The sequence below is a fragment of the bacterium genome, assembly GCA_028820935.1.
Taxonomy (GTDB): domain Bacteria; phylum Actinomycetota; class Acidimicrobiia; order Spongiisociales; family Spongiisociaceae; genus Spongiisocius.
The window spans coordinates 12,803-29,674 of sequence record JAPPHZ010000046.1 but is presented as its reverse complement, the minus strand read 5'-3'; the positions used below and the strand labels follow the sequence as shown (position 1 = coordinate 29,674).

Genomic DNA, 16,872 nt, shown 5'->3' with positions numbered 1-16,872 from the left:
TCTATCCCAACCAGAGGAGGGCATTCTCGGGAAGGAGGTCGTAGAGGATGGACAGTGCGGCAAGCACCAGCCACGTAACGCTGATCAGCCAGAAGAGGGCAGGGTTCTCATCTTGATCGACGGTTCGCACCACGAAGGCCTGGCCGGTCACGATGCCGAGAACGGCCCAGTACAGGAAGAACACTCCCCAGACCCATTGCCAATCCATTTAGGTGGCGATGAGCAGCGCCGCGAGCGCCGCCACCGTGGGTAGCTTGGATTGGCTGGCCCGATCAGTGAGATAGCTCACTTCCGGCCCTTTCTCTCGCCAGCCCCCGCCGGGCGTTCCAGGCGGTTCCGGGATTCCTCGGCAACCGGAGGCGAAGCCGGGGCCATCAGGGGGGTAATGGCGATCTCGCCCGCATGGTTCACACCGATGTCGGTGTCCAGCGGGATTTCTCCGAAGTCCTCCTGGTAGTTGTGGGTGTAGGTCCCGTCGGGAAGGCGCTCGTGCATCTGTCCGTAGGTGACGCGGGCGGGCGGAACCACCCGGCGGGGGGTGGCGAGGTCGGCCTCCCACGGGAGGTTGACGGTGACCACGTCGGCGACGAGGTCGGCGGCCAGCAGATCGCCCAGGATGTCGGCGCAGACCGCTGCCAGGCGCTTCCAGGCAGGGGCGGAGGAAGCGGACCGCATGATCGGATACCAGGTGTGCCAGCGTCCCCGCACCCCGGTCGAGAAGGCGACGGACCGGATCCCGAGCTCCCATCCCTCGAAGGCGGCGCCGACGGTCCCGGAGCTGATGATGTAACCGGCGCCGTGGTTGTAGCCGATGTTGATGCCGGAGACCACCAGGTCCGGAGGTGATCCGAAGTACCCGGCCGCCACCTGCACGGCGTCGGCCGGGGTGCCCGACACGGTCACGACAGTGGCGCCATCCTGGTCCACTTCGGCCACCTCGATGGGCTCGAAGCGGGTCAGGGCCTTCCCGATCCAGCTTCGCTGCCCGGCCGGGACCACCGTGCGCACCTCTCCCAGCGACCGGAGGGCGGCGCGGAAGGGTGGGAGGGCGGGACTGTCCACGCCGTCGTCGTTGGTGAGGAGGATCCAGGACACGCGGGCAGGCTAGCCCGCCCGGGACCGGCATCGGGCGTCCGGGGTGGCGTGAAGGTCTCGTAGCATGGGGGCCATGGACACCATCAAGGCATCTGCGGTGACCGTGAGCGACGGGGTGACCCACGGGACCCGGGCCGACACGTCCGGCGACGTTCTAGCCGCCCGGCTCTCCGGGCTGGGCTTCGGGGTCGACCGCCACCTGGTCCCGGACGACCGGGAGACGATCCAGGAGTTGCTGGCGCGGCTGGCCCCGCGGCGCCGGCTGATCGTCACCACGGGCGGTACGGGATTCGGCCCCCGGGACGTGACCCCCGAGGCCACCGCCGCCCTGATCGACCGGCCGGCGGCCGGCCTGGCGGAGCTGATCCGGGCGGAAGGCCTGCGCCACACGCCCATGGCCGCCCTGTCACGCGGCGTGGCGGGTGTGATCGGCGCCTGCCTGGTGGTCAACCTTCCCGGCAGCCCGAAAGCCGTGACCGAGGGCATGGACGCCCTCGAACCGTTGCTACCCCACATCCTCCAGCTGCTCGCCGGCGACACCGAACACCGAACCTAAGGCTCACAACGCACCACACCACACCACGAACCTAAGGCTCACAACGCACCACACCACACCACGAACCTAAGGCTCACAACGCGCCACACCACACCACGAACCTAAGGCTCGCAACGCACCACCAACCTAAGGCTCACGGCGCGCCACACCACACCACGAACCTAAGGTTCGGGTTCGGGCCGGTCCGCGGTTCGGGGTGGGATAGGCGGGCGGCGCCTGGCCAAGGCGTTTCAACGCTCAATCGTCGGTAGGAGGCCTCTGGTCCTGAGACGCGATGCGGTGGGGGTGGGTGTAGAGGTTGAATCCGCCCGGCCTGACGAAGCCCGCCACGGTCAGGCCCAGCTCATCGGCGAGATCTACCGCCAGGGAGGAGGCGGCCGAGACGCCGGCCAGAATGCTGATCCCGGCCACCGCCGCCTTCTGCACCAACTCAAACGACACCCGGCCGGAGACAGTGATGACCATCTCCCCCATCGGCCAGCGGCGGGACGAAAGCCGGCCGACCAGCTTGTCCATGGCGTTGTGCCGGCCCACGTCCTCGCGGGCACCCAGGAACTCGCCCTCGCCGGTGAAGGCGGCGGCGGCGTGGAGCCCGCCGGTGGCGTCGAAGCCGGCCTGGGCCGAGCGCATCGACTCCATAAGATCCTGCAGCAGGCCGCCGGGGATGACCGGACCGGCCGGGAGCGGCGGCGCCGCCACCCGCACTGCATCGATCGAGGCCTTGCCACAGACGCCGCATGAGGAGGTGGCGTAGAGGTTGCGGCGAAACTGCTCCTCGTCGACCCGGATCCCCTCGGCCAGGACCAGGTCATAGCGTCCTGCCCCGTCCAGGCCCGGCAGCGCCCGGACCTCGGCCAGCTCCTCAGGGTGCAGGATGATGCCCTCGGTGAGGGCGAAGCCCCGGGCAAGCTCCTCGTCATGGCCCGGAGTGCGCATCAGGACCGCGATCGGAACCCCCTGGAGCCGGAACTCGATCGGTTCCTCGGTCGGCAACAGATCGCTCAGCGCCGCTCGACCCTCCTCGCTGACGCGGAGTACGGGGCGGGATGAACTGGTTGACATGTGCTCTCCCCATGCCGACAGTCGTGATCGGGTCGATGCCTCGGTTCCTTTGATTATCGCGGAGCCGGCGATCCCAGGGCTGCGGCGAGCGACCGAGGCCGGTGGCCTGCCTGCTTGTCACGGTCTTTCGGTACCGTGGTGACCCGTGACCCGTAAAGAGATGATCGCAGTCGCACTGGTAGCAGCCGCTGTCGCGTCCGTGTGGGTCTGGCGGGTACTTTCCGAGGACCGTCCCGGTTCCGTGACTCGGCCAGAGGCGTCCGCCTCGTACTACCCGGAGGACGCCGTCGCCTACGTGTGGCTGGACCTGGCACTTGGAGAGAGTCCTTCCGGGATCCTTCCTTTGCTGTTCGATCAGCTCGATGAACTCGAAGGGCTCGGCGGGTTGGAAGACGAGGGAGAGGGCATCCTGCCCGATGCCATCGAGACCGTCCTCGGGGGACTTGGCACCTGGATAGGGACCGAGGTGTCGGCGGCGGTGGTCGACCTGGAGGACGGCGGTATCGGCGTGGCGGTCACCGTGGCGGCGAGTGACAGAGATGCGGCCGCCGAGTTCTTGCAGGGTTGGCTCGAGAAACAGGAGCGGAGGGCGCCAACTTCGTTCGAGCGCCAGGTAGTCGATGATGGCGTTCTCTGGGCGGGAACCGGCAACGGGTGGATGGAGGAACAGGTTTACGCCCAGGCCGGAAACCTCGTTCTCTTCGGCACCGACAGCGGGCTGATTGAAGGGATGCTGGAGAGAATCTACGGCGATCATCCCGATGCCCTCGGCTCCGCCCGGCGCTTCCAGGAGGCAAGGGCCGCGGCGCGCGACGGGCGTTTCGCGTCGGCGTACGTGGACCTGGAGTGGCTCGCCGGGCGGATGGGTGATCCCGATCGCAGCTTCTGCCCAGGAGTCCCGTTCGACACGCCTGAGTGGTTGATGATCTCGGCCGATTGGGTCGGTGACGGCCTGGTCGTCGATCTGGCGACGCCGGATGTGACCAGCTGGTGGACCGATACCTCGGCCGTTGTCACGGATGCCATCGTCCCGGCCGATGCGTTGGGGTTCGTCTCCATTGGGTTCGATCCCGACATGGACCGCTGGCGGGAAGTCCTTGGCGGGTGCGAGATAGCGGGTCTGATTCCGGGCGGCTACCTGTTCGACCTGCCGTCGGGTGAGGATGGCGGGGACTTCGATCAGGGCGCCACGCTGGCCGATGCCCTGGACCTCGCTCTGGGATTCGTGGATCTCGGGACCGGGCTCGACCTCGAGGCAGACCTGTTCGACCATCTGGGCGGTCAGCTGGTCATAGCCGCCCACAGCCCTGACCGCCAGGGTTCCTTCGTCGAGGCGGTAGCCGCGCTATCCCACCGGCCCCTGTCCGCGAACGCCCTGGCAGGGACGATGGACCGCATCACGGGCGGTGTCACTTCGCTGACCGGCGTGTCCCTGCAAGAACTCGACTTTGGCGGCGGCCGGCCCGCTCAAGTGATGGAGGACGAGGATCTCTCGTTCGGTTACATACTCAATGGTGGGTTCCTCACCATCGGAACAAGTGCAGATGCGCTCGAGACCACGGTGGCCGTCCAGCAGGGTACGAGAGGTCGGATATCCGACACCGATCGATACCGCCGGACTGTCGAGCAGATCTCCTACGACCCACTTCTCCTGGCCTACGTCGACCTTGCCACCGTCATCGACCGGATAGGTTCCACCGGGATGGGGACGGATGACGGATTGCTCTCGATGCTGTCACGATGGCTGGGCCCGATAGCTCTGGGTGTCGGAACCGACGGCGACTACAGCAGGGCAACGCTCGTTGTCTCCTTCCTTCCACCCACCATCCCCTTGTAAGGAGGCTCCCGTTTGGCCCCGGAACTGTCCCAGCTCCTGCGCCGGCCAGGCACTACGGCGCCCCCGGGTGATCCCGCCACCAGGACAGGGCCGTAGGTGAGCGGTCCGCTCCGGGAGCGCGGGTTGCCGCCATCCCCCAACGGGGCCTCCTCGTTCCACGTCTGGTGGGATGTTCCCGATGTTCCCCTGGCATCGGTCTCGGTGATCCTGGAGGTGCTGAAGCCGCCGGAGGTCAGCCGCCTGGCCTTCTTCGCCATCCAGGCGTCCTTCTGGTCGCCGGCACGCCACGAAGGAGGCGCCCACACCGGGATCCAGTGGAATCCCCGCCATCCCCGGGATCTGGCCGTCAACTGGGGTGGATACGACTGCGATGGCGCCATCCTGCCGGGAACGGACTCATCCTTGCCGTCCACGCCCCTCGATCCCAACACCAGGGACTTCGCGTGGGAGCCGGGCGCCCGCTACCGCCTCACCATCGGACCCTGCACCCCCGGCGGCCAGGGCCCGAGCCGGTGGCCGGCCAGGATCGAGGGTCTCGACACCGGCGAGGACGTGGTGGTGCGCTACCTCCTGTGCGACGGGGACCATCTCCGATCGCCGGTCGTGTGGTCCGAACTCTTCACCCGGTGCGACGACCCGCCGATTGAAGTACGGTGGAGCGAGCCGTCCGCGCTCGGCCTAGATGGCGAGCCCGTCCCCGTGGACCGCGGTCGCGTGACCTACCAGGCCTACGAAGCAGGCGGGTGCACGAACACCACGGTCGAATCGGACGGGGTCGGCATCGTGCAGCGATCCGGCTGCGAGAGACGGACCGCCCACGACACCCTGGTCGGCTGGAGGACATGACAGCTACCCCCAAGACGGTGATGACGATCGGCGGCAGCGACTCCGGGGCCGGCGCCGGGATCCAGGCCGACCTCAAGACGCTGTCGGCTCATGGCGTGTTCGCCACCACGGTGATCACCACCGTCACGGCGCAGAACACCCTGGGGGTCACCAGAGCCGAGCAAGTGCCCGTAGAGATGATCTCCTCGCAGTTGGAAGCGGTCGCTTCCGACCTTCCGCCGGACGCCACCAAGACCGGTCTGCTGGGCCGGGCCGAGGTGGTCCGGCTGGTGGCGGAGCAGGCGGCCCGGCTGCCCAACCTGGTGATCGATCCGGTTCTGGTGGATCGGGACGGCAGGTCGCTGGCGGATCGTTCCACCGTGGCCGCCTACCGCGAAGCCCTGATCCCGACCGCCTGCCTGGCCACTCCCAACCATCGGGAGGCCGCGCTACTGGCAGGCCGACCCGTCGAGAACGAACGGGACCAGCGGGCCGCGGCGGAGTACCTCGCCCGCACCACCCGGACACCCTTCCTGGTGACCGGCGGCCGGAAGGCTGACGACAAGCCTCTCCTGGACGTGTTCTCGGACGGGATCCGGACCCATGCCCTCCCGGGACGCCGGGTGCGGTCGCGTAACGTCCACGGAACCGGGGATGCCCTCTCGGCCTCCATAGCGGCCCGCCTGGCCACCGGCGCCGACCTGATCGTGGCCATCGCCGACGCCCGAGCCTGGGTGTCGCGCGCCATCACCGGCGCCGCCGGATGGGACCTGGGCCGCGGCGAGGGCCCCATCGACCACTTCGGCTGGACCTAGACCTGACCGATCGGCATGAGGCGGCGACGCCGCCCCGGGCGCGGTCTAGCCTTGGCCCATGCGAGCTTGGATTCTGAACGACACGCGGGGGCCTTCCTCCTACACCCTGGGGGAGGTGGACACGCCCATCCCCGGGCCGGGCGAGGTGAGGGTGAGGCTGGTGGCGTCCGCGCTCAACCGCCTCGACCTGTGGATGTCGATGGGCCTGCCCGCGCCCAAGCACTTCCCTCATGTGCCAGGCGGGGATGGCGCCGGGGTGGTGGACGCGGTGGGAGACGGTGTGGACGGATGGGCGCCGGGCGCCGAGGTGATCGTCAACCCGAGCCTCGGCTACGCCCCCACCACCGGCCACATCCCCTTCAGCGGGAAGCTGGGGGTGCTGGGCGAGCACTCTTGGGGAACGCTGGCCGAATACGTCGTGGTTCCGGCCACCAACGTCGTGCCCAAGCCGGCCCACCTCCCCTGGGACCGGGCGGCGGCCTACGGTCTGGCCTACTCCACCGCCTACCGGATGCTGCGCCGGGCCCGCCTCTGCGACGGGGACCTGATGCTGGTGGTGGGAGTCGGCGGGGGGGTCAGCTCGGCCGGGCTGATGATCGGCCGGCTGATGGGCGCCGAGGTCTACGTCACCTCTCGTAGCCCCGCCAAGATCGAACGGGCCGTCCAGCTCGGCGCGGCGGGCGGGTTCGCCTCCGGAGGCGACTTCTCCAAGGAGCTCAGGCAGGCTGCGGGACGGCAGGCCGAGGTGGTGTTCGAGAACGTCGGACCCGCCACCTGGAGCCAGTCAATGCGGTCGTTGGCGCCGGGCGGCCGGCTGGTGACCTGCGGATCCACCAGCGGCCCCAAGGTGGAGGTCAGCGTCCCGCCACTCTTCTTCCGCCACCTGGAGATCATCGGCTCCACCATGTTCGACCACGAGGACTTCGCCCGGGTGTCGGAGTGGGTGGCCGGCGGCGATCTGCCGGTTCTAGTGGACAGCGTCTACCCGTTCGAGCATCTGCCGGAGGCTCTGGGCCGGATGAAGGCCGGGGATCATCAGGGCAAGCTGGTCATCGAAAGGAGCGGAACGTGACTGACAAGCCTGCGATCGGCTGGGTCGGAACCGGAGTGATGGGCGTCTCCATGTGCGGGCACGTCCTCGACGCCGGATATCCGGTGACGGTGACCACCCGCACCAAAGCCAGGGCCGCGACCCTCATCGCCCGCGGCGCCACCTGGGCCGCCACCCCCGCCGAGGTGGCCGCGGCTTCGGACATGTCCTTCGCCATCGTGGGTTTCCCCGAGGATGTCCGCGAGGTGTTCCTCGGCCCGGGCGGCCTGCTGGAAGGCGCCTCGGTCGGCGACGTGCTGGTGGACATGACCACCTCCGAGCCCGCCCTCGCCATCGAGATCGCCGGCACGTGCGCCGAACGGGGTGTGGAGGCCATCGACGCCCCGGTGAGCGGGGGTGACATCGGCGCCCGCAACGGCACATTGTCGATCATGATCGGCGGCGACCCGGACCCTGTGGAGCAGGTGCGGCCGGTGTTCGAGACCATGGGCAAGACCATCGTCCGCCAGGGCGGGCCCGGCGCCGGCCAGCACACCAAGGCGGTGAACCAGATCCTGATCGCCACCGGCATGATCGGGTTGTCCGAGGCGTTGCTCTACGGCCAGCAGGCCGGGCTCGACCTCGACACGGTGATGGGGTCGGTCAGCGGCGGGGCGGCCGGATCGTGGTCGCTGTCGAATTACGGTCCCCGGATGCTCGGGGGCGACTTCGAGCCGGGATTCTTCGTCGATCACTTCGTCAAGGACATGGGGATCGCCCTGAGGGAGGCCGCCTCCATGAAGCTCCCGGCGCCCGGACTGGCCCTGGCCCACGAGCTCTACGTCTCGCTCCAGGCCCAGGGGCTGGGACGGAAGGGAACGCAGTCCCTGATCCTGGCGCTGGCCCGCCTGGCCGGCGTGGAATGGGACCCATCCGAGAAGGAAACCTGAGCGAACCGCCATGGCGCCGATCCCGACGGATCCCCCCGGACAGTCCGAGAATCCCAACGTCCTGGCCTCCCGCTACGCCGGCAGCGAGATCCGTCGCCTCTGGTCCCCGGTGGGCCGGGTGGTCATGGAGCGGGAGCTCTGGGTAGCGGTCCTCGAGGCCCAGATCGAGCTGGGTGTGCCCGTGCCCGACGGAGTGGTCGACGACTACCGGGCGGTCATCCACCACGTGGACCTGGCCTCGATCCGGTCCAGGGAGGAAGTCACCCGCCACGATCTGGCGGCCCGCATCGGGGAGTTCTGCGCGCTGGCGGGCCACGAGCATATCCACAAGGGACTCACCTCCCGGGATGTCACCGAGAACGTCGAGCAGATGGTGGTCCGGCGGTCGCTCGAGACGCTGCGGGACAAGACCGTGGCGGTGCTGGCAGCCCTGGCGGGCCGGGCGGTCGAGTACCGGACAACGGTCGTGGTGGGCCGCAGCCACAACGTGCCGGCTCAGCCCACCACCGTGGGGAAACGTCTTGCCTCCGCCGCCGAGGAGACCCTGGCCGCCTACCGGCGGCTCGAGACCCTGATCGCCGGCTATCCGCTGAGAGGAATCAAAGGCCCGGTGGGGACCCAGCAGGACCTCCTGGACCTGTTCGGTGGTGACGAGGAGGCGGTGGACCGGTTCGAGGAGAGGGTGGCGGATGGACGGGGGTTCTCCCGGCGCCTGATCTCCGTGGGACAGGTCTATCCCAGATCGCTCGACCTGGAGGTGGTGTCCGCGCTGGCCCAACTGGCGGCGGGCCCCTCCAGCCTGGCCACCACCCTCCGGCTGATGGCCGGCGCCGACCTGGTCTCCGAGGGTTTCCGGTCCGGCCAGGTGGGATCATCGGCCATGCCCCACAAGACGAACATGCGGACCTGCGAGCGGATCAACGGGCTGGCCGTGGTCCTGGGCGGCTACCTCGCCATGGCCTCGGGCCTGTCAGGGCACCAGTGGAACGAGGGTGATGTCAGCGACTCCGTGGTCCGCCGGGTGATGCTCCCCGACTCCTTCTTCGCCGCCGACGGGTTGATGGAGGCCACCCTGCACGTGGTCCGGGACATGGCGGTGTTTCCAGGGCGGGTGGAGGAGGAACTGGCTGCCGAGCTGCCGTTCCTCTCCACGACCCGGGTCCTGCTGGCGGCGGTGGCGGCGGGGATGGGCCGCGAGCAGGCCCACCGGGTCATCCAGTCCCACGGTCTACGGGCGGCCACCGCCCGGCGGGACGGGGGCGACCACGACCTCTGGGCAACGCTCGGCGACGATCCGGCCTTTCCCCTGGACGCGTCGCGGATCCGGGAGGCGGCCACCGCCACCGGCCTGGCGGGACGGGCGGGCTCCCAGGTCGACGGCGTTGCGAGGGCGGTCGCGGAGGTGGTCGACGCCCATCCGGACGCCGCTACGTACCAGCCGGAGACCCTGCTCTGATCGTCACCCCTGGCGGAAGTTCTCGTGGACCCGGGAGGCGGTGGGGCCGCGCTGGCCCTGGTACTTTGACCCCGCCCACAGCGAGCCGTAGGGGTGCTCCGCCGGGCTGGAGAGCTCGTAGAAGCTGATCTGGCCGATCAGCATGCCGGGATAGATGGCGATCGGCAGGTTGGCCACGTTGGCCAGCTCGAGCGTCAGGTAACCGTTGAAGCCGGGATCCACGAACCCGGCGGTGGAGTGGATCAGCAGGCCGATCCGGCCCAGGCTGGATTTGCCCTCGAGCCGGGCCACGAGGTCGTCAGCCAGATGGATCCGCTCGAGGGTCGCCCCGAGCACGAACTTGCCGGGGTGGAGGATGAAGCGGCCGTCAGGGCTGACCGCCTTCTCCTGGGTGAGGTCGGGCTGGGCCGTCTTGGGATCGATATACGGGTAGAGGTGGTTCTCGAACACCCGGAAGAAGCGATCCACCCGCAGGTCGATGGAAGAGGGCTGGACGTTATCGGGATCGTAGGGATCGATCCCGATGCGTTCCGCCTCGATTGCGGCCTTGATGTCCCGGTCCGAAAGTATCACTGCTCTGCTCCAGGTTGCGGAGAGGTGGAATCAGCGCGCCAGGGGAAGCGAGCGCGCCAGGGGAAGGGAGCGGGTGAGGGGAATCGAACCCCCGTTCTCAGCTTGGGAAGCTGATGTTCTACCACTGAACTACACCCGCCGGTGAGCTACACCCACCAGCCCGGCGCGATGGTAGTGGTCCACGTGGCGGGGTGCCACATGCGTTGGACCGGTCTGGCGAGCCGTCGGATCAGATCACCCACCCGGCCAGGCCCCAGATGCTGATCACCAGACCGACCCCCAGGAGGAAGCGAACCCGCCCCGGCCGGTAGGCGCCCTTGGCGCCTTCGGGACCCTCACCACGGGCGTGTTTCCACATGGCGAAGCCGTTCCCGGCCACCATCGCCAGACCCAGCGCGGTCATCATCTGCCCCAGCAGGGCGTCCAACCCGAGAATGTCCGCCATAACCCGCTTACCGTAGCCCTGCTGCTGTGCTGAGGAACCCACGACCTCGTACACTGGCACCCGAATGGCTTCCCAAGGCTCCCGTCTCGCTGTGATCGCCGCGCTGGTCGCCAACTCGGCCATCGCGGTAGCCAAGTTCATAGCCGCGGCCATCACCGGATCGGCGGCGATGCTGGCCGAGGCGATCCACTCGGTGGCCGATTCCGGCAACCAGGCCATGCTGCTGTGGGGCATCACGGTCTCCAAGCGCGCCGGCGGGCACCGCCATCCGTTCGGGAGGGGCAAGGAGGTCTACTTCTGGAGCTTCATGGTGGCGGTCATGCTGTTCGTAGGAGGATCGGTGTTCTCCATCCAGCACGGTGTCAACGCCCTCCGGCATCCCCATGCGGTGGAGAGCTTCGGTGTCTCGGTGGCCGTGCTCTCGGGAGCGATCCTCATTGAGGCCGTTCCGTGGGCTGTGGCGGTGCGTGAGTTCAACCGGGCCCGAGGCTCTCGTGCCCTCTGGCGCACCCTGCGCGACACCAAGGACGCGCCGCTGCTGGTCGTCCTGTTCGAGGACAGCGCCGCCGTCGGTGGGCTGACCGTCGCGCTGGCGGGCGTGGTGGCCTCCCATCTCACCGGCAACCCCACCTGGGACGCCCTCGCGTCGATTCTGATCGGGGTGCTACTGGCCTGCGTGGCGTTCTTCCTGGCCTTCGAGATCAAGGGACTGCTGATCGGGGAAGCGGCCGGACGCCGGGACCGAGCCACCATCCGGGCGCGCGTGCTGGCCCACGCCAACGTCACCGGCGTGGATCGCCTGCTCACCATGCACATGGGCCCCGAGGACATCCTGGTCAACCTGGATGTCGAGTTGGTGGAAGGCCTTTCCGGCAAGGAGGTCCACGAGACCATCGAGGATGTCGAGAGTGCCATCCGGATCGCATTGCCGACGGCGCGGAACATCTTCGTGGAAACCGACATCGGCTCATGAGCACCGCCTCCGCCCCTGCGTCCTCTGCCAACCTCGGGCCGGGCTTCGACACCATGGCCCTGGCGCTCGACCTGCGGTGCCGGGTGACTGCCGAGGTCGCCGGCTCGTGGTCCTCCCGCCACGTGGGACCAGAGCCCTACCTGGGCGATGAGGACAACGACGCCGTCCTGGCGGCGGCTCGTGCCGTGAGCGACCGGCCGCTCCGGATGGAGATCGCCAACCACGTTCCCCTGTGCAGCGGCCTGGGATCGAGCGCGGCCGCCTTCACCGCCGGCACCCTGGCCGCCCTGCGCGCCAACGGCAAGGACCCGAGCCACGACGAGCTGTTCCAGTACGTCAAGTACCTGGAGGGCCACCCCGACAACGCCGCCGCAGCCGTCTACGGGGGGTTGGTGTCGGTGGCCGAAGGATGGGTGGTGCACCACTCGCTGTCGCCCGACCTGGTGCCGGTGCTGGTGGTTCCCGACTTCGAGATCCGGACCAGTGACTCCCGCAAGGTGGTGCCGGACTGCGTCCCGCTCGACGTGGCTGTTCGTACCCTCGGACGGCTCACCGCGCTGATCGAGGGTCTGCGGACCGGTTCGGAGGAGATACTCGACAATGCCCGCGGCGACGAGATCCACGAGACGCCCCGCCTCGCCAGCTATCCGAAAACGGCCTGGCTGATGGATGTCGCCCTCGATGCGGGGGCCGTGTACGCCTGCCTGTCCGGCGCCGGCCCCTCCATCCTCAGCCTGGCGCGGCGAGACCACGTGTCCACGGTGCAGGACGCCCTGGCGGACGCTCTGCGCGGGGAGGGCAAGGCGATGGTGCTGGTGCCGGACATCAAGGGCGCCGGATAGGTTCGAGCCTCGGCCGGCCGGGGAATCGTCCAACCGCCTCCCGAGTCCCGTGTGGGGAAAGTCGCGAAAATCGCGCCGGCAAATCGGTGCTCCGCACCGGGCCCTCCCCCGCCACCACCTGTCCTGGCTTTGGAGCGTGGTCGGGCATGCCCGGGCGGTTGCCGGGTGGCATGGCGGTTCGCTCCATGAAGCCTTGTTTGTTCCCTCCGGGCCGGTCGAATCGATCGATGAAAGCCTTCAGACCGGTGTAAGTGCTTGGCGACAGGCAACGTATAGCGGGGGTGTGACACACTCGAGCGCTCCCGCTCGTCCCCCTTCGGACGGACCGCCGTATGCGCCGGGCACGGCCTCTACGGGCACGAACCGACTTGGGAATTCGGGGCGCTAAGACACACCGCCCGGCCGGGCGGGCAGCACGTCCTCGCCCCGCAAGTACCCCCTGAAGCGGACCTACTGCTTCTTCTTGTGGCGGTTAGCCTTGATCCGCTTGCGATACTTGTGCTTGCTCATTTTCTTGCGGCGCTTCTTAACCAGCGAGCCCAATGCACATCCTTGTTTCGATCCAGGCACCGATTGTTGTCGTTGGACGGGTTGGCCGCAAACCGGAACGGTAGGTACCGAGACCGTATACGGATGCGATCCAACGCTACCTCCGGTTACCAACTACCAACTAGTTGGGGTTGCGCAGGAAGCGCTCGATCTCCTCCACCAACCGGCGGCTACTGGTCAGCGATATGGCGCGCTTCTCGCTCTCCGCCTCCAGGCCCCGGACGTATCCGACCAGCTCGCTGGAACCGGCGATCGCCTCCTGCACCCGCGCCTCGTAGTCGGCCACCTCCTCGTCCAGCTCCGTGACGTCGAAGCGTTGGCCGATCACGTCGCCGAGCGCGTACAGGAGCGCCCGGGTCCCGGTAGGGCTGGGGTTGGCCGCCAGGTAATGGGGTATACCGGCCCACATGCTCGCCGCCTCGATGCCCTCGTCCTCGAGTGCCTTGGTGATGACCCCGGTGATGCCGGTCGGCCCTTCGTAGGCGGAGGCGTGCAATCCGAACCGGTCGGCGAAGTTGGGATCCGAGGAGCTCCCGAAGATCGGCACCGGGAGCGTGTGGGCGATCTCGCCGACGAACGCTCCGAGGGCCACGGCCTGGTGGACTCCCAACTGCCGGAGCACGGAAGCGACGTCAAGGCAGAACCGGCGCCACCGCAGGTGCGGCTCCTCTCCGAGGATCAGCACCAGGTCATGGGAGTGGTCGGGTAAGGCGAGGCCGAAGAAGCCGACCGTGGGCCAGCGAATGCTCCGTACCCGCCCCTCCAGCGTGACCAGCGGCCGGGACTCCTGGTAGCTGATGTAGTCCTCGAGATCGAGCCGGGCCAACGGAGTGACGTCGTGGTGCTCCATGAGGTAGTAGAGCACCCGGGTGGCGGCGTCGGAGGCGTCATTCCAGCCCTCGAAGGCCAGCACCGCTACCGGATCACGTAGCGAACGCTCCTCAAGCCACTCGACATCGGTCCCCACGCTAAGGAATCGTAGCGAGGGGAGTCACGAAGCGGAAGCGGGGGACCAGTTCCTCATGCGGAGACTGTTGGCCACCACGGAGACGCTCGACAGCGCCATGGCGACGGAGGCGACCATCGGGTCGAGCAGCCCGGCGGCAGCCAGGGGGATGGCCGCCACGTTGTAGGCGAAGGCCCACCAGAGGTTCTGCCGGATGCCGCGCAGGATGCGTCGGGCCAGGTCGATGGCGGTCACCGCCAGCGCCGGATTGCCCGACATCAGGCTCACGTCGGCGGTCTCGATAGCCAGGTCGCTGCCGGTGCCGATCCCCATCCCGACTGACGCCGTCGCCAGCGCCGGAGCGTCGTTGACCCCGTCCCCGACGAACGCCACTGACTGGCCGGATTCCTGCCAGGACTCGATGAGGCCCGCTTTCTGCTGGGGCGATAGACGGGCATGCACCTCAGCGATGCCCAGTTGGTCCGCCACCACGCGGGCGGCGGTGGCAGCGTCCCCGGTGAGCATGGCTGTCGTGATCTGCCGCTCGTTCAAAGCGGCGATGGCGTCGGCCGATGACGATCGGGGGGTGTCGCTGACCGTCATCACCCCGTGGACGGCGCCGTCCCAGCCGGCCAGGAAGGCGGTCCGGCCCCGGCCTCCGGCCCGGTCCAGCACCTCGGTCCAGCGGGTGCCCACCGCCATCCCGCGGCTCTCCATCAGATCGGACGTCCCCACCGTCACGACCGTGCCGTCGACGGTGCCCTCCGCTCCCAAACCGGGAAACACGCTGACGTCGGCTGCCTCCGCGGGCTGGACACCTCGCTCGATCGCTCCGGCCTCCACCGCCCGGCCCAACGGATGCCCGGTGCCAGCCTCCACGCCCGCCACACGCGCCAGGAAGTCAGGATGGTCGGACTCCACCGAGTGGAGGGTCATCTGCCCCGTGGTCAGCGTGCCGGTCTTGTCGAGCGCTACCCGTTCCAGCTTCTCCATCCGCTCGAACACCTCGGCCGAGCGGAAGATCACCCCGAGCTCGGCGCCCCGTCCCGCCCCGACCGCGATAGCCGTGGGCGTTGCCAGGCCGAGCGCGCAGGGGCAGGCGATGATCAGCACCGCCACCCCGTTGCGCAGGGCGTCGGCCCAGTCTCCGGTCGCGGCCAGCCAACCCACCAGCGTGGCCGCCGCCACCACCACCACCGCCGGGACGAAGACGCCCGACACCCGATCCGCCAGGCGCTGGATCGGCGCCTTGGTGGCCCGGGACCGTTCGACTATCCGTACCACCTCGGCCAGAACGGTGTCCTCGCCCACCTCGGTGACCTCGATGACCAGGCGTCCCGTCTGGTTGACCGTTCCCCCCACCACCCGGTCTCCCGGCCGGCGCGCCACCGGCATGGGCTCTCCGGTCAGCATCGACTCGTCGACCTCGCCGGCCCCCTCGACCACCGTTCCGTCGACCGGAACCCGTCCTCCGGGTACCACCTCGACCCGGTCCCCCACCACTACCTCCTCGATGGGTACGGTGACCCAGGATCCGCCGCGCAGCACCCTGGCGTCGTTGCCCCGAAGCTCCAGGAGCCGGGAGACGGCCTGGGAGGCCCGGCCCTTGGCGCGCGCCTCCAGGTAACGGCCGAGCAGCACGAACATCACGATGGCGGCGCCGGTCTCGAAGAAGAGCGCTCCCCCGGTAACGAGCGCCCATGCCGAGTACCCCCAGGCGGCCAGGGTGCCCAGGCTGATGAGCGTGTCCATGCTGGCCGCGCCATGGCGGAGCCGCTTCCACGCCACCACATGGAAGGTGCGCCCCGCCCAGAGAACCGCTCCGGAGGCAAGAAGACCCTGGAGCCAATCCGACCAGACGGCATCGACACCCGCCATGGCCAGGACGATGGTGGGAAGGGCCAGCGCCGCCGCCACCACGAAGCGCCGCCACCCGATCCGCCGCTCCAGCGCATCCTCGCGCTCGACGTCTCGGGTCTCTTCCCTGGCGGGAACGGGCGCCAGGCCGTAGCCGATCTCCTCCACCGCCGCGGTCAGGCCGTCAACCGTCCCCGGCGCGGCCAGCGTGACCATGGCCCGGTTCGAAGCGACATCCACCGCCGCTCCCTCCACACCGACCTGATCAACCAGCACCTCCTCGATACGGGCCGCACACGAACCACAGGTCATCCCCGACACGTCGAACACCACCTCGGTGGCATCCGCGGCAACAGCTACGTCGGTTGCGGTCACTCGGGTCTCCCGGAGGGGACGCGTGTTAGGCCGTAGCCGATCCTCTCCACCGCCGCGGTCAGGCCGTCAACCGTCCCCGGCGCGGCCAGCACGACCGTGGCCCGGTTCGAAGCGACATCCACCGCCGCTCCCTCCACACCGACCTGATCAACCAGCACCTCCTCGATACGGGCCGCACACGAACCACAGGTCATCCCCGACACGTCGAACACCACCTCGGTGGCATCCGCCGGAATGGCCGCGTCTGTTGCTCTCATGAGGGTCTCCTGGGACTAGCGGGGGTGACGGGAACGCTGGTCCCAGCGTAGCCCGAATCCTCATGCCGGGAACACAGCGCGAACCAAGCGGCCGCGGGACATGACGGCCGGATTGCTTGCGCATCCGGAACAGGGGTGGGGTCTCCGGAAGTCGGAAAAGAAAACGGAACAACGCGGCCGGCCGGGGCGTTGTACGGGATGCACAGAAGGGGACTGAGGAAAGTGAGTGATCGTGTCTGAAGCTCTAGCCGGCCTCCGTCTGCAAGGCGGGGTGCGGCCGTCCCGCTCGTACCAGAGCGGTCGGGTCTGCCGCCTGGATCGGTGCTCCACCAAGATTTCCATCTACAACCGCCGGGACTACTGCAACGCCCACGCTCCCGTCCGCTTCCCCCGGGTCCGAGGCCACATCCTGACCGAGGCCTGAGAACC

Annotated in this window: 19 protein-coding genes and 1 tRNA gene; 10 read left to right on the top strand and 10 right to left on the bottom strand. The window is 68.7% G+C overall.

The features are described from left to right. Position 1 precedes the first annotated feature (1 nt). Positions 2-208: a hypothetical protein gene (locus OXM57_14155; GenBank protein MDE0353821.1), complete on the bottom strand. Its 207-nt coding sequence runs from the start codon at positions 206-208 to the stop codon at positions 2-4. Positions 209-285: 77 nt separating this feature from the next. Further along, positions 286-1,095: a 5'/3'-nucleotidase SurE gene (gene surE / locus OXM57_14150; protein ID MDE0353820.1), complete on the bottom strand. Its 810-nt coding sequence runs from the start codon at positions 1,093-1,095 to the stop codon at positions 286-288. A 73-nt stretch (positions 1,096-1,168) separates the two neighbouring features. On the opposite strand from surE, the gene OXM57_14145 reads away from it, so the two are divergent. Then, positions 1,169-1,651: a MogA/MoaB family molybdenum cofactor biosynthesis protein gene (locus OXM57_14145; protein ID MDE0353819.1), complete on the top strand. Its 483-nt coding sequence runs from the start codon at positions 1,169-1,171 to the stop codon at positions 1,649-1,651. 237 nt (positions 1,652-1,888) lie between these two features. Here the strand turns inward: OXM57_14145 and fdhD are convergent, their stop codons facing one another. Beyond that, the gene (gene fdhD, locus OXM57_14140) at positions 1,889-2,713 is read right to left on the bottom strand and encodes a formate dehydrogenase accessory sulfurtransferase FdhD (protein MDE0353818.1); all 825 of its coding nucleotides are present in this window, start codon (positions 2,711-2,713) and stop codon (positions 1,889-1,891) included. A gap of 160 nt (positions 2,714-2,873) precedes the next feature. On the opposite strand from fdhD, the gene OXM57_14135 reads away from it, so the two are divergent. From OXM57_14135 to purB, 6 genes are all read left to right on the top strand, one after another. Then, the gene (locus OXM57_14135) at positions 2,874-4,550 is read left to right on the top strand and encodes a hypothetical protein (GenBank protein MDE0353817.1); all 1,677 of its coding nucleotides are present in this window, start codon (positions 2,874-2,876) and stop codon (positions 4,548-4,550) included. 96 nt (positions 4,551-4,646) lie between these two features. Continuing rightward, positions 4,647-5,396: a hypothetical protein gene (locus OXM57_14130; GenBank protein MDE0353816.1), complete on the top strand. Its 750-nt coding sequence runs from the start codon at positions 4,647-4,649 to the stop codon at positions 5,394-5,396. Then, the gene (gene thiD / locus OXM57_14125; protein MDE0353815.1) at positions 5,393-6,190 is read left to right on the top strand and encodes a bifunctional hydroxymethylpyrimidine kinase/phosphomethylpyrimidine kinase; all 798 of its coding nucleotides are present in this window, start codon (positions 5,393-5,395) and stop codon (positions 6,188-6,190) included. The genes OXM57_14130 and thiD overlap by 4 nt, the downstream gene beginning before the upstream one ends. Before the next feature lie 58 nt (positions 6,191-6,248). Next, a complete protein-coding gene (locus OXM57_14120) occupies positions 6,249-7,262 on the top strand; it encodes a zinc-binding dehydrogenase (protein ID MDE0353814.1) in 1,014 nt (337 codons plus the stop codon). Beyond that, complete coding sequence (locus OXM57_14115) at positions 7,259-8,170, top strand: NAD(P)-dependent oxidoreductase (protein ID MDE0353813.1); 912 nt, start codon at positions 7,259-7,261, stop codon at positions 8,168-8,170. The genes OXM57_14120 and OXM57_14115 overlap by 4 nt, the downstream gene beginning before the upstream one ends. 10 nt (positions 8,171-8,180) lie before the next feature. Beyond that, positions 8,181-9,626 carry an adenylosuccinate lyase gene (purB, locus tag OXM57_14110; protein ID MDE0353812.1) on the top strand — a complete coding sequence of 482 codons (1,446 nt, stop codon included), beginning with the start codon at positions 8,181-8,183 and terminating at the stop codon, positions 9,624-9,626. Positions 9,627-9,629: 3 nt separating this feature from the next. Here the strand turns inward: purB and dcd are convergent, their stop codons facing one another. The 3 genes from dcd to OXM57_14095 form a co-directional block, all read right to left on the bottom strand. Then, positions 9,630-10,199 (bottom strand): dCTP deaminase, encoded by a 570-nt coding sequence (gene dcd, locus OXM57_14105; GenBank protein ID MDE0353811.1) that lies wholly within the window; start codon positions 10,197-10,199, stop codon positions 9,630-9,632. A 68-nt stretch (positions 10,200-10,267) separates the two neighbouring features. Next, a tRNA-Gly gene (locus OXM57_14100) sits at positions 10,268-10,338 on the bottom strand. A gap of 90 nt (positions 10,339-10,428) precedes the next feature. Further along, a complete protein-coding gene (locus OXM57_14095) occupies positions 10,429-10,704 on the bottom strand; it encodes a hypothetical protein (protein MDE0353810.1) in 276 nt (91 codons plus the stop codon). A 4-nt stretch (positions 10,705-10,708) separates the two neighbouring features. Here OXM57_14095 and OXM57_14090 point away from each other — a divergent pair, with 4 nt between their 5' ends. Together OXM57_14090 and thrB are read left to right on the top strand one after the other, a co-directional pair. Further along, on the top strand, positions 10,709-11,617 hold the full coding sequence (locus OXM57_14090; protein MDE0353809.1) for a cation diffusion facilitator family transporter: 909 nt from the start codon (positions 10,709-10,711) through the stop codon (positions 11,615-11,617). Next, positions 11,614-12,459, top strand: a complete 846-nt coding sequence (gene thrB, locus OXM57_14085) for a homoserine kinase (protein MDE0353808.1) — start codon at positions 11,614-11,616, stop codon at positions 12,457-12,459. The genes OXM57_14090 and thrB overlap by 4 nt, the downstream gene beginning before the upstream one ends. Before the next feature lie 450 nt (positions 12,460-12,909). Here thrB and OXM57_14080 read toward each other — a convergent pair whose 3' ends face one another. The 4 genes from OXM57_14080 to OXM57_14065 form a co-directional block, all read right to left on the bottom strand. Then, positions 12,910-13,002 carry an AURKAIP1/COX24 domain-containing protein gene (locus OXM57_14080; protein MDE0353807.1) on the bottom strand — a complete coding sequence of 31 codons (93 nt, stop codon included), beginning with the start codon at positions 13,000-13,002 and terminating at the stop codon, positions 12,910-12,912. A gap of 127 nt (positions 13,003-13,129) precedes the next feature. Beyond that, positions 13,130-13,975, bottom strand: coding sequence for a PAC2 family protein (locus OXM57_14075; GenBank protein MDE0353806.1), 846 nt, complete (start codon positions 13,973-13,975; stop codon positions 13,130-13,132). A gap of 24 nt (positions 13,976-13,999) precedes the next feature. Beyond that, complete coding sequence (locus OXM57_14070; GenBank protein ID MDE0353805.1) at positions 14,000-16,186, bottom strand: heavy metal translocating P-type ATPase; 2,187 nt, start codon at positions 16,184-16,186, stop codon at positions 14,000-14,002. Beyond that, complete coding sequence (locus tag OXM57_14065) at positions 16,183-16,443, bottom strand: heavy metal-associated domain-containing protein (protein ID MDE0353804.1); 261 nt, start codon at positions 16,441-16,443, stop codon at positions 16,183-16,185. Before OXM57_14065 ends, OXM57_14070 begins: the two co-directional genes overlap by 4 nt. A gap of 232 nt (positions 16,444-16,675) precedes the next feature. On the opposite strand from OXM57_14065, the gene OXM57_14060 reads away from it, so the two are divergent. Then, a complete protein-coding gene (locus tag OXM57_14060; GenBank protein MDE0353803.1) occupies positions 16,676-16,867 on the top strand; it encodes a hypothetical protein in 192 nt (63 codons plus the stop codon). The last annotated feature ends 5 nt before the right edge of the window (positions 16,868-16,872 follow it).